General features: G+C 46.1%; 11 protein-coding genes, 1 pseudogene and 1 riboswitch. Of the genes and pseudogenes, 5 read left to right on the forward strand and 7 right to left on the reverse strand.

Annotated elements, in window-relative coordinates; translation table 11 throughout:
- Positions 1-103: 103 nt before the first annotated feature.
- Complete coding sequence (locus AXI59_RS08035) at positions 104-2,119, forward strand: Na+/H+ antiporter (protein ID WP_061527876.1); 2,016 nt, start codon at positions 104-106, stop codon at positions 2,117-2,119.
- A 38-nt stretch (positions 2,120-2,157) separates the two neighbouring features.
- Here the strand turns inward: AXI59_RS08035 and AXI59_RS08040 are convergent, their stop codons facing one another.
- A complete protein-coding gene (locus AXI59_RS08040; protein WP_061527877.1) occupies positions 2,158-2,643 on the reverse strand; it encodes a hypothetical protein in 486 nt (161 codons plus the stop codon).
- Positions 2,644-2,860: 217 nt separating this feature from the next.
- Here AXI59_RS08040 and AXI59_RS08045 point away from each other — a divergent pair, with 217 nt between their 5' ends.
- Entirely contained in the window at positions 2,861-3,691 is an 831-nt protein-coding gene (locus tag AXI59_RS08045; protein ID WP_061527878.1) for an aldo/keto reductase, read from the forward strand.
- Positions 3,692-3,719: 28 nt separating this feature from the next.
- Here AXI59_RS08045 and AXI59_RS08050 read toward each other — a convergent pair.
- The 3 genes and pseudogenes from AXI59_RS08050 to modA all read right to left on the reverse strand — a co-directional run.
- Positions 3,720-3,923, reverse strand: a pseudogene (locus AXI59_RS08050) (response regulator transcription factor); the annotation flags it as partial.
- 94 nt (positions 3,924-4,017) lie between these two features.
- Positions 4,018-4,701: a molybdate ABC transporter permease subunit gene (gene modB, locus AXI59_RS08055; protein ID WP_061527879.1), complete on the reverse strand. Its 684-nt coding sequence runs from the start codon at positions 4,699-4,701 to the stop codon at positions 4,018-4,020.
- Positions 4,682-5,479 (reverse strand): molybdate ABC transporter substrate-binding protein, encoded by a 798-nt coding sequence (gene modA / locus AXI59_RS08060; protein ID WP_061527880.1) that lies wholly within the window; start codon positions 5,477-5,479, stop codon positions 4,682-4,684. The genes modB and modA overlap by 20 nt, the downstream gene beginning before the upstream one ends.
- 121 nt (positions 5,480-5,600) lie before the next feature.
- Between modA and AXI59_RS08065 the strand changes: the two genes are divergently transcribed.
- Positions 5,601-6,527, forward strand: coding sequence for a substrate-binding domain-containing protein (locus AXI59_RS08065; RefSeq protein ID WP_061527881.1), 927 nt, complete (start codon positions 5,601-5,603; stop codon positions 6,525-6,527).
- 30 nt (positions 6,528-6,557) lie between these two features.
- On the opposite strand, the gene AXI59_RS08070 is transcribed toward AXI59_RS08065, so the two are convergent.
- Both AXI59_RS08070 and AXI59_RS08075 read right to left on the reverse strand, forming a co-directional pair.
- Complete coding sequence (locus AXI59_RS08070; protein WP_061527882.1) at positions 6,558-8,414, reverse strand: LTA synthase family protein; 1,857 nt, start codon at positions 8,412-8,414, stop codon at positions 6,558-6,560.
- Between the two features lie 51 nt (positions 8,415-8,465).
- On the reverse strand, positions 8,466-8,948 hold the full coding sequence (locus tag AXI59_RS08075) for a metal-dependent hydrolase (RefSeq protein WP_061522123.1): 483 nt from the start codon (positions 8,946-8,948) through the stop codon (positions 8,466-8,468).
- Positions 8,949-9,131: 183 nt separating this feature from the next.
- Between AXI59_RS08075 and sspJ the strand changes: the two genes are divergently transcribed.
- Both sspJ and AXI59_RS08085 read left to right on the forward strand, forming a co-directional pair.
- A complete protein-coding gene (sspJ, locus tag AXI59_RS08080; RefSeq protein ID WP_061522295.1) occupies positions 9,132-9,272 on the forward strand; it encodes a small acid-soluble spore protein SspJ in 141 nt (46 codons plus the stop codon).
- Positions 9,273-9,390: 118 nt separating this feature from the next.
- Positions 9,391-9,571: riboswitch (Lysine riboswitch) on the forward strand.
- A 110-nt stretch (positions 9,572-9,681) separates the two neighbouring features.
- Positions 9,682-11,094, forward strand: coding sequence for an amino acid permease (locus AXI59_RS08085; protein ID WP_061527883.1), 1,413 nt, complete (start codon positions 9,682-9,684; stop codon positions 11,092-11,094).
- Between the two features lie 43 nt (positions 11,095-11,137).
- On the opposite strand, the gene AXI59_RS08090 is transcribed toward AXI59_RS08085, so the two are convergent.
- On the reverse strand, positions 11,138-12,052 hold the full coding sequence (locus tag AXI59_RS08090) for a class I SAM-dependent methyltransferase (RefSeq protein ID WP_061527884.1): 915 nt from the start codon (positions 12,050-12,052) through the stop codon (positions 11,138-11,140).
- Between the last annotated feature and the right edge of the window lie 65 nt (positions 12,053-12,117).

Consider the following 12,117-nt stretch of genomic DNA (forward strand, 5'->3'; position numbering starts at 1 on the left):
ATGGTATTGGATTGTCAGGTAAATAGCGCTGACCCTTGGCAAAATGAACAAGACAGGCAATGATCATCATAAATCGATGCAGCAGATGAAGGAGGTCATGCGTTTGGACATATTTTTAGTTGTACTCGTACTTTTATCCATCATTGCGATCTCAAATATCGTAAATCGGTTTGTCCCCTTTATTCCAGTGCCGCTGATTCAGGTGGCGCTCGGTATTATTGCGGCTTCATTTCCGCAGGGGCTTCATTTTGAACTCAATACGGAATTGTTTTTTGTTCTGTTTATCGCGCCTCTTCTTTTTAACGACGGGAAGAGAACGCCGCGGGCGGAGCTTTGGAATTTAAGAGCGCCGATATTGCTGCTGGCGCTGGGTCTTGTGTTTGCCACCGTGATTGTCGGCGGTTATACGATTCACTGGATGATCCCGGACATTCCGCTTGCCGCCGCATTTGGGCTGGCGGCGATCCTGTCACCGACTGACGTTGTGGCGGTCAGCGCGCTGTCAGGGCGTGTGAAGATGCCTAAAGGGATTCTCCGTTTGCTTGAAGGGGAAGGTCTGATGAATGATGCGTCAGGTCTTGTCGCTTTCAAGTTTGCGATTGCGGCTGCCGTGACGGGCGCGTTTTCGTTGACGCAGGCCGCGTTCAGCTTCGTTCTTATCTCAGTCGGCGGCCTGCTCAGCGGTGTCGTCATTTCCTTTCTGATCATCCGTTTCCGATTATTTTTGCGCCGCCTCGGTATGCAGGATGTCACGATGCACATGCTCATTCAAATCCTGACGCCGTTTGTCATTTATCTGGCTGCGGAAGAAATCGGTGTATCAGGCATTTTAGCAGTTGTGGCTGGCGGCATTACACATGCAGTCGAGCAGGATCGTCTTGAATCCACGATGGTCAAACTGCAGATCGTGTCTTCAAGTACGTGGAATATCATTCTGTTCATTCTCAACGGTCTCGTCTTTGTCATCCTGGGAGCACAAATACCGGATGTCGTGTCTGTCATTTTTAATGATACCGCGTTTAACAATATGATGGTCATCGGGTACATTCTCGTCATTACAATGACGGTAATGATTCTCAGGTTTTTATGGGTGCTGTTTTTTTGGAACGGGAAATGGTTCTTTAACAAGGATCAAAACATTTATAAACCGGGACTGCGCACCACCCTGCTGATTTCTGTCTCTGGGGTAAGGGGAGCGGTCACGCTTGCAGGTTCGTTTTCAATTCCTTACGTGCTGGCTGACGGCACACCGTTTCCTGAACGGAATTTGATTCTCTTTTTGGCTGCGGGCGTTATTCTGTGCACATTGGTTTTGGCCACGATTGTGCTTCCGATATTGACTGATAAACCGGAGGACAATGTAAAAGAAAAGAAAGTCAAATTGCTGACAGCGAGACGGAAGCTGATTAAGGCTGCTTTAACGACGATTAAGGAAAACATGAATGATACAAACAAAACAGCGTCTCTTGCGGTCATTGCCGAATACAATGAGAAAATGAAAAATCTCAGGTTTCAGCAATTCACTGTTAAAAAACGCACGAAAAAAGATGAACGAAAAGTTCGCGCGCAGGGTATTCAGGCTGAACAAGAAGAGCTGCTGCGGCTGATTGACCGGGGAGAGATACCGGAAGAAACGGCTGAAAGCCTTCAGGAAAGGTTTGATGAGCTGGAAGTGCTGTACACCAACCCATTTAAAGTCGGCTTATCAAAGACGAAGCTGAAACGGCTTATGTATTGGATATTTTTCGGCGAGCATAAAAAGCCGGAAATGTCGATTTTAAATGAAGAAGGTTTAATCCGCACAACCAGGGTCAAAACGGCTAAAGCGGCCATTGAAAGCCTAAAAAAACATATGACGGATGAAAATAAAGACGTTACGCTCGCCGTCCTATCATTTTACAATCATTTGATCTTCAGGCTGGAGAATACGTATCAAGAGCAGAGCCCGAGCCGCCGTTTTGAAAATCAGAAGCTTGAAATTAAGCTGAAGGCCGTACAGGCCATCCGTAACGAAATTCAAACCTTATTCGAAGAACGGGAAATTTCCCGGGACATGTCACATGAGCTTCGCCAATACATTAATGATGTGGAAGCGGCAATGCTTGACGGAGGGGAATAAAAAAGGCCGGCGCATAAGGCGCCGGCTTTTTTTGCATATTACGGGCGATGGAATTCGACAGAGTTGCCGTCGCGGTCGAACCAGCCTCTGAAGGCCCAGTTGATCCAGCCGCCGTCGCCTTTATTGGTGAAGCTTCCGTCTTCAAACACCCAAATGCCGTACGTAATCCCGTCATAAACCGCGGAACCGTAAAACTGGACGCCGTTTAAATGGTCTTCATATTCCTGGCTCAAATTAAACACCATGACATTATATTTTTGACCGGATGAGTAAAAAGAAGACTCCATTAAATTTTTCACAAATCCATCACGGTTTTGGGCGGATTTAATCGCGTCAGCAATTTTGCTGTCGATTCCTAATAGGTCAACGTCGATGTTTAAACCGACATCTTTTGCTGTGACGTCTGATGATTTCTGTGAGATGTTCTGAGGAGCTGGATTTTCTTTCGCAGATACAAAGGACATAGGAGCGAGTGACAAAGCGGCGCCGAGGGCAACGGTCATAGGGATACGTAAACGTTTCATGTATCTCCTCCTTTAATGTTTGGTGGGTACAGTTGGTTTTACCCGGTCAGCCACCCAGTTAACCAGCTTTTTATAAAATAGGAAAATAATAACGTTTATGGTTCTTGGGAACTAAAGATGGTTCCCTATATGGCTGCGAGCGTATTGTTGGTTTCAGACGGTAAAAATGTGAGATAATAATAAACGTTTACATAGTGAATAGAAAGGATGGTTCAAAGTGGCTAATAGCTTAAAAGATACTGTGAAGCTGCATAATGGTGTAGAAATGCCGTGGTTCGGCCTTGGTGTCTACAAGGTAGAAAACGGAAGCGAAGCGGCAGACTCTGTCAAAGCAGCGATTAAAAACGGTTACCGCAGCATTGACACGGCGGCTATTTATAAAAATGAAGAAGGCGTCGGTGAAGGCATTAAAGCTTCAGGCGTTGCCAGAGACGAGCTGTTCATCACGTCAAAAGTGTGGAATGAAGACCAAGGGTATGAAAAGACACTTGACGCGTTTGAGAAAAGCCTTGAGCGCCTCGGCCTTGATTACCTGGATCTGTATTTGATCCACTGGCCTGGGAAGGACAAGTACAAAGACACATGGCGCGCTCTTGAAAAGCTGTACAAAGACGGCAAAATCCGCGCGATCGGCGTCAGCAACTTCCAAGTGCATCATTTGGAAGAGCTGCTGAAGGATGCCGAAATCAAGCCGATGGTCAACCAAATTGAATTCCATCCTCGTTTGACTCAGAAAGAAGTAAGAGATTTCTGTAAGGCGCAGGGCATTCAAGTGGAAGCATGGTCTCCGCTTATGCAGGGGCAGCTGCTGGATAACGACGTGCTGTCACAAATCGCAGAAAAACATAACAAATCGGTTGCCCAAGTGATTTTGCGCTGGGACCTTCAAAACGAAGTCGTAACAATTCCAAAATCCATTAAAGAGCACCGCATTATAGAAAATGCCGACATTTTTGATTTCGAACTGTCACAGGAAGAAATCGAAAAAATCAATGCATTGAATAAGGACGAGCGTGTCGGTCCGAACCCGGATGAGCTTCTGTTCTAATCAAAAAAACAGCCTGAAAAGGCTGTTTTTTTGCGGCTTCGACGCCATTCATGACCGGCATGCGGACGTCCAAAAGGGCGATATCGACGGGGTTGTTTTTGCAATAGTCAACAGCCTCCAGCCCGTTTTCCAATGTTGCTGATACCGAAAATTCTTCATATGTGTGTAAAATGATTTTCATTCCTTCTCTGATGAAAGAATTATCATCCGCAATAATGACGTTAATCATCATGGCCGCACCCTTTACCTGTTTTTGTTTCATTATATACCAACCCGATTTTAAAAGAAAAAGCCTCCCGTAAAACTTTACGGAGAGGCGATGATGGTTACACCGGTTTTTTCAATTGAATGAAAAACAGCATGAAAAAAGAAATGATCATAATGCAAATCACCCAAGCCCAAGCGAGCGTTTCGTTGCCGGAATCCATCGCGACATAAATCGCGGTCGGCAGAGTTTGGGTAACGCCCGGGATGTTTCCGGCAAACATTAACGTTGCCCCGAATTCGCCGAGCGCCCTTGCGAGACTGAGAATGCTCCCTGTCAGTAAGGACGGAAAGGCGAGCGGAACGGAAATATGGGTAAAAACCCTCCAGCTTCCGGCTCCGTCTACTCTCGCCGCCCCTTCGATGTCGGGGTCTATCGCAGCGAAACCGGTTTTGGCTGATTGATACATGAGCGGAAAGGCAACAATGGCCGAAGCGATCACGGCGGCCCACCAAGTGAAGATGACGGGCTGATGAAAGATCCATTCAATCGCCCGGCCGAAAAAGCTGTGCTTTCCGAAAATGATAATAAGGATAAAACCGACAACGGTCGGAGGAAGAACGAGCGGAAGCATAAAAAGGGTTTCCACAGCCGTTTTGCCGAAAAAACGCGCTTTCGCCATCCAGGCGCCTGCAAGCGTCCCGAGAATGATGACGGCAATGCCCGCTGCCGCAGCCACTTCAAAAGAGAGGGCGACAGGGGTGAAAAACTCCGCAGCCGTCAGGTTACTTGGCAGTAAATCCATATTTCTTAAACACTTTCATTGCTTCCTTTGATTGCAGATACATATAAAATGCCTCTGCCTCTTTCCGATGCTTCGTATCCTTTACGATCCCAAGCGGATAAACAATCGGATCGTGTGTTTTCGCAGGCGCTTCATCGGTAATCTTCACTTTCTTCGAAACGAGCGCATCGGTTTTATACACAAGCCCGGCATCGACATTTCCGGTCTCAACATAGGAAAGCACTTGGCGGACGTCTTTTGCATATACGACTTTGCTTTTTACCTGATCCCACAATGACAGTTTCGTCAGTGACTGCTTCGCGTATTGGCCGGCAGGCACCGATTCAGGCGTGCCGAGCGCGATTTTTTCCGTGCTGTCTTTTTTCAGGTCATCTAAATGGTTAATGTGGGCGCTGTTTTTCTCAGGCACAATGAGTACAAGCTCATTTTTCAGAAGATCCTTGCTGTCTTTTTTGTCAATATCTCCGTCATTGACAAGCGTATCAAATTTATCTTCGGCGGCTGAGAAAAATAAATCCGCTCCCGCGCCCTGTGAAATTTGTTTTTGTAATGTCCCGGATGATCCGAAGTTATCTTGGATGGTTACGTTTGAATGAGATTTTTCGTAGTTGGTTTGAATTTCTTCAAGCGCATCCTGAGCGCTGGCTGCCGCAGAAACGGTAAGCGTTACTTTTTTTTCGCTTTCTCCGCCTTTGGAGGATTGTCCGGATGAGCACCCAGCAGTTACTAAGAAAACAGCCATGGCCGCAGTTGTTAAGATTGTTGCTTTCTTTTTCAAGATGATTGCACCCCTTATAGTTAAATATCATTAGATCAAACTAATTATAACGTAATTGTACGAAATGGTGCTGTTTTTTTTCAACATATGAACAGTTATAATAAAAGCGGAGCGTGATAATATGAGCGAAGCCACTTCCTATACGATAGAAGAAGTTGCGGGTCTGTTGAAGGTCTCAAAGCTTACCGTATATGATCTGATAAAAAAAGGACTCATTCCGGCATACAGGGTCGGAAGGCAGATGAGGGTCGATGAAGAGGACTTAAAACAATATAAAACGAACATGAGAACGACTGCAAAGACACCGGTGAAGGAGACATCGGACATGTCCGGCAGACAGGAGCCGGAACAAAGGCAGTCTGTCATCATCAGCGGACAGGATGTCTCTATGGACCTGCTCAGCAAACAGCTGGAGCAAAAGATACAGGCGGCACCGCTCCGCAAATACAGCGGCAGCTTAAACAGCCTGATTGAGATGTACCGGGGAGCATGCGACATCGTCAGTCTGCATTTATACGACGGCGAGACGGGGCAGTACAACATTCCGTATGTGAAGCGCATCCTGACAGGAGAGCCGTTTGTACTTTTCCACGTCGTGCTCCGGCAGGCAGGATTATATGTGAAAAAAGGAAACCCTCTGAACATTCAAGGCTTCAAAGACTTGAACAGAAAGGATGTCCGCATCGTCAATCGTGAAAAAGGGTCAGGCGCAAGAGTGCTGCTGGATGAACAGCTGGGCTCACTCGGCATGAAACCGTTTGAAGTCGCCGGTTACAACGATATTGTGACGGATCATTTATCCGCGGCGTCTCAAGTATCAAGCGGGAAGGCGGATGCGGGAGTCGGGGCGCAGCATGCGGCGCATATGGCCGGAACGGATTTTATCCCAATTATCCGGGAGCAGTACGATATTGTCGTATTGAAACAAAACCGGGAGCTCGTTCAAAGCGTAAAGGATATTCTTCATTCAGAGGAATTCCGGTCTCAGCTGTCTCAATTAGCCGGCTATGATACGAAAATGACTGGACGTCTTTTATACGAAACATAAAAAAATCCCCCTGGACACGGAGGGATTTTTTTATTGTTTGTAAAACCGAAGCAAGTCGCCGTTCAATACTTTATCTGAGAGCATGAGCTCTTGCTCCGCTTTCTCTTTATCATGTCTGCACGCACCGTCTTCAGGCAGGGGTTCTCCTGTTTTGCGGCGGTAACACGTGTTTTTCGTATAAACATGATCTTTCGTGATAAAGCTGCCGTTTCTCAAAACGGCAAACGGTGCTCTTTCTTTGGAAAACAGATCATTGCCGAACTGGATGCTGCCTTTCGTTTCTATACCGAGAAGATGCAATAAGGTCGGCTTCACATCAACCTGTCCTCCGGCCGCAGAAATCGTTTCGGGCGCACGGTCGGTCACTCCCGGTATATGAATGATAAACGGCACGCGCTGAAACTGAACCGTGTCATACGGAGTGATCTCCTCTTTTCCTAAAAACTCGGCGAGCCCATTATTATGGGCTTCCGAGATGCCGTAATGATCTCCCATCAGGACGATCATCGCGTTGTCATACAGGCCTTCTTCTTTCAGCTTTTTGAAAAAGTGTTTCAGGGCTTCATCTTCGTAGCGGACCGTTGTCACATAGCGATTTAATAAGCTGCTGCTTGTGTCGGATTCATCAATGAGTTTATCCTGTTCCCCGATTTCAAACGGGAAGTGGTTAGTCAAAGTCAGCAAATTGCTGTAAAAGGGCTGAGGCAGTTTTTTTAATTTTGCAGCGGACTGCTCCAAAAACTCTTTGTCCTTTAATCCCCAGCCTGTTGATGTTTCCGGTGTCACCTTAAATTCATCTACATCAAAAAAACGGTCAATTCCAAATGTCTGATACATCTCGTCCCGGTTCCAAAAGGCCTTATTGTTGGCGTGAAACACGGCGGAATAGTAATCATGGTCTTTTAACGTATGATATATCGTATGAAACTGATGGCCGCTTTTTGTAAAAAAAACGGCGCCGCTTGAAGACGGGTATAACGAATTGGCGGTGATGAATTCCGAGTCAGATGTTTTTCCCTGCTCGGTCTGCTGATAAAAATGGGTGAAATCATAACTTTCTTTCCGCAGCTTATTCATAAACGGGGTAATTTCCTGCCCGTTGACCCGCTTATTCATGACGAAGCTCTGCGTTGATTCGAGCGTGACAAAGATTACATTGCGCCCCTTTGCCAGCCCGAACTTTGATTCGGACGGCTTGCTGTAATCCGCTTGGGTGTAATTAGAAACCGCTGCCAGGCTGTCTTCGTCAGCAAACGCTTTTGCGCCGGCATAGAAGGTTTGCGAAACGGTGTCATACAAATGAAAGTGGAACAGCCCGATTCCTTTCACAAGCGCTTCGCGGTCAAAGGGATGCGTGAACAGCTTCGGCTGCTCAGCTTCCGAGAGCGCGAGATTGCACAGAATCAGGCCGGCAGAAGCCCAGGCGTACGTCTTGACGGTGCGGGCGCCCGCCTTTTCTTTAACGGACGCGTTTCTTTTCCCAAGATAAAAAAGAAGCGCAATATCGATAAACAAAGCGATATAAAGCGGGTGAAACAGCTCTTGGACGCTGCTCCCCATATCGCCCATATTGCTGGCCTGAAACAGTACCGGAATGGTAATAAAATCAATGTAAAACCCGTAAAAAACCGTGTTTGCGATCAAAATCCCCGTCAATATGACGTTGGCGGCGAGCAAAAATATCCGCTGTTTTTTTCCCGCCAGCAAAAGCCCGATTCCGAACAGCGGCAGAATAAAGCTCAGCGGATTCATGAGAAGCAGACATTCCTCCAGGAAGGAATTAATCTGCAAATCAAAGCCGAGTTTATAGACGAGATAGGTTTTTATCCACATTAACAGAATAGACAGGCATAAAAACCATTGTTTTTTTATGAAGATTGCTTTCATATGTATGACTCCTCACCCTCGCAGCGCCGGTCATATCCCGAACGCTTTCGTTTATGAGATGCGGCCGTGAAACAGTTCGTAAAAATAATAGCAGGATACAATCGTTAAGCCGGCCAGTACAAGCTGTTCCGAAAAGCTTCCCGTCCTCATGTATAAAGGAAGCCGGAAGCGGATCGCGGACGGAAACAGCAGTTTAATTCCGTTAACCGTCCATGCGTCCAGCACCAGATGGCTCGCCATCCCGATCATCAGCCCGGCAGAAATGCTTTTATTAGGAATGTAAGCTGCCGTAATCAAAAACATAATGAGCATAAACAGCAGGCTGTGCGTAAAGGTCCTGTGGCCGAACACCGTACTCACGACTTTAGACAGTAAAGGCAGCGTCCTGCCGATTTTGCTTTTCGTATGGCATATATCGGGAATTAACGCTCCAATGGCCCCCGATGCCGTCATAAGAACCGGATCAAACCCGTAATAATATGCGATTGCCGAACAAGAAGCGATGCCTCCCATGATGTGTGTTTTTCCTGTCATTTTCGCTTCTCCTTTTTATTTTTGCCAAATTCCCCTGAATTACAAATATATCAAGAGAATGCATGTTTGAGCAACAAACTTTACCTGTTCCGCCAAAAGGAAGGAGACGCGGATTTTCGCATATTATGCTGCGGAAAAAGCCACATTATAGGTGTACCCATTTTTCATAAAGAGGTGATACTGATGGCTTTCTTTAACAAAGAAAAAGGAAAAAACAACGATAAAGACAAAAACATCATGCAAGGCGCGCTTGACGACGCCGGTGCAGCTCTTAAAGACGATCCGCTTCAAGAAGCGGTTCAAAAGAAAAAAAACAATCGCTGACACATCAATCGGATAGGGCAAACGCTCTATCCGTTTTCCATCTAATTCCCTTTGACAGATCTTTTTATCTCTGATAACCTCTGATTAGAATTGAATGATAAAAATCCTCACTCTTTCTCGGTGAGGTAGAGGTTGCGCTTGATGATGAGTCGCACATGCCAGGCTGACAGGGGCCGCAAAACATGTGTTAAAGGCATCAGCGCCGAAGTGTAAAGAATGCCGATCCTTCTTTATGCTGGGACTGTATCTGAATAAGTGCAGGACTGCCGCGTGCTTTTTCGCGGAGGGCTATCCGGAGATCAAGGGTGTGTGTGTTTCTTTAAGCATGGACTTTTGTTCAGGCTTTTTTTGTGTATAAATGTGGTCTCGGGGTCTGGTCCTTACGAATGAATAATGTGGAGGTACTGGAATGGAACAGACGAAAAAATGGGGTTTTTGGTTATTAACGGCATTTGTCGTAGGGAATATGGTAGGTTCGGGCATCTTTTCGCTGCCGAGCTCGCTTGCGGCCATCGCGAGTCCGCTCGGCGCTGCATCAGCATGGCTCTTAACGGGAGCCGGCGTTTTAATGATCGCGCTTGTTTTCGGGCACTTATCCATCCGTAAGCCTGAGCTGACGGCCGGCCCGCAAAGCTATGCAAGAGCGCTGTTTAACGATCCGAAAAAAGGCAACGCCGCCGGATTTACAATGGTTTGGGGATATTGGGTGGCGAGCTGGATCAGCAACGTGGCGATCATCACGAGCCTTGCCGGTTATTTAACGTCGTTTTTCCCGATCTTGACGGATAAGCGCGACATGTTTTCAATCGGCAGCCAGACGGTGACGCTCGGCCAGCTTTTGACGTTTGCCGTATGTACGGTTTTATTGTGGGGCACTCATACGATTCTCGTTTCCAGCATTAACGGTGCGAGTAAGTTAAATTTCATAACGACGTTTTCAAAAGTGTTAGGATTTATCTTTTTTATCATTGCAGGTTTGTTTGTGTTTCAAACGTCGTTTTTTGATCATTTTTATTTTCCCGTTCAAAGCGCACCTCATACAGTTGACGGAATCGGCGGCCAAATTCACAATGCGGCGATTTCAACATTATGGGCATTCGTGGGAATTGAATCGGCCGTTATTTTATCAGGCCGCGCGAGCTCACAGCGTGACGTCAAACGCGCGACTATTACCGGCTTGTTAATCGCGCTGAGCATCTATATCATCGTCACATTGATTACGATGGGGGTGCTTCCGCATGATAAGCTTGTCGGCTCGGAAAAACCGTTTGTTGACGTGCTGTATGCGATTGTCGGCAGCGCGGGAAGCATCATTATGGCAATTTTGGCCATCCTTTGCTTGTTCGGAACAATGCTCGGATGGATTCTGCTCGGTTCCGAGGTACCGTATCAAGCGGCGAAATCTGGCGACTTTCCCGCAGTTTTTGCGAAAACAAATAAACAGGGCAGTCCGGTTGTTGCGCTTATCGTAACGAACGTGATGTCTCAGATCTTTATCTTTTCGGTGATTTCCCGGACGATTAGTGACGCGTTTACATTTTTGACGACGGCGGCGACGCTCGCATACTTGATTCCATACCTTGTATCGGCCATCTACAGCCTGAAGCTCATATGGAAAGGCGAGACGTATGATCAGCTGAAGGGTTCAAGAGTGAAGGACGGCATTATCGCTATTCTCGCCTGCGTATACTCTTTATACGTGATTGTGACCGGAACTGCCGATTTAACGACCTTTATTCTCGGCATCGGGCTGTTTTTCGTCGGATTGATATTATATCCGTTTGTGTCAAAGAAATTTATCAGAGGCAAACAGACGGTATGAAAAAAAGACACTTCACAGATGTGAGGTGTCTTTTTGTATCGGCTTATTTTTTTACAGCGTGAATATAATGAATCGTTTCAAATGCTGACAAATAGTCCGTACGATTTCGAAAGAAAAGGTCATGGATTGCAGACGGCGATAAATGTTCGTAAATGAGTAAACCTGATGCTTCTGACATTTTCTCGATTTCATCATAGGTAAAACATGACTTCATTGGTTCTCCGCTCGCTGAAGCCATTTGTACCATATGTTCAACTCTGTCAGACATCCCTTTTTCTTCAAAGAGTTTTTCGTCCGCATAATCAAACACGATAGAACTTCCTGCCGGGACTTGGGCAAATAAGTGATTGATTAAGCGTGCAATGTCCTCCTTCGCTACATAATAAGAAACGCCCAAAAGGCTGAAAAAGGTTTTTTTGCAGCCAAATCCATGCTCTTGTAGCTGTTTGAAAGAAAACGTATCGGTGAAGTCCATCGGAACAAAGTGAAGATGGCTCGGAATGCTAAAACCAGCAGCTTCCAGCCTGTTTATTTTACATTCCTGTGAAGCCGGGTGATCAATTTCAAATATGTCTAAGCTGTTTTCCAATTCCGGATGCCGGAAACAAAACGTATCCATCCCGGCTCCAAGTATGACATACTGCCTTGCTCCTAACATCACTTCGTTAAGCAATGCTTTTTCACAATACGCGGCACGTGCTAAGGGTGTTGGAGAAAGCTGGACTTGGGTAATCCATTTCAGAATTTCTTCCGGATCATCCTGAAACCGTTGAGCAATATCTTTGCTGAAAAACTGTATACCTTGGATCATATGATCTTTGATGTCTGAGAACTCTTTTTGGGAAATGAGATCCTGGGCGATAAAATCATCAAAAATTTTCGGACGATCGTATTTACTGTGATAGGCCCGCCCAAAAGCTGATATTAAGGAAGTTACACTCGATTCATTTTGCTTCATGCTATTCATCCTCCATATAAAAAAATAAGATTCCCCCGACCGGGAGAATCTTATTATACACGTTG

Source organism: Bacillus nakamurai (assembly GCF_001584325.1).
Lineage (GTDB): Bacteria > Bacillota > Bacilli > Bacillales > Bacillaceae > Bacillus > Bacillus nakamurai.

Excerpts from the sequence above, each read along its gene's own strand:
- sspJ (WP_061522295.1), top strand. The coding sequence starts at position 9,132 with ATGGCTTTCTTTAACAAAGAAAAAGGAAAAAACAACGATAAAGACAAA.
- AXI59_RS08040 (WP_061527877.1), bottom strand. The coding sequence starts at position 2,643 with ATGAAACGTTTACGTATCCCTATGACCGTTGCCCTCGGCGCCGCTTTG.
- AXI59_RS08070 (WP_061527882.1), bottom strand. The coding sequence starts at position 8,414 with ATGAAAGCAATCTTCATAAAAAAACAATGGTTTTTATGCCTGTCTATT.
- AXI59_RS08075 (WP_061522123.1), bottom strand. The coding sequence starts at position 8,948 with ATGACAGGAAAAACACACATCATGGGAGGCATCGCTTCTTGTTCGGCA.
- modB (WP_061527879.1), bottom strand. The coding sequence starts at position 4,701 with ATGGATTTACTGCCAAGTAACCTGACGGCTGCGGAGTTTTTCACCCCT.
- AXI59_RS08090 (WP_061527884.1), bottom strand. The coding sequence starts at position 12,052 with ATGAAGCAAAATGAATCGAGTGTAACTTCCTTAATATCAGCTTTTGGG.
- AXI59_RS08085 (WP_061527883.1), top strand. The coding sequence starts at position 9,682 with ATGGAACAGACGAAAAAATGGGGTTTTTGGTTATTAACGGCATTTGTC.
- AXI59_RS08065 (WP_061527881.1), top strand. The coding sequence starts at position 5,601 with ATGAGCGAAGCCACTTCCTATACGATAGAAGAAGTTGCGGGTCTGTTG.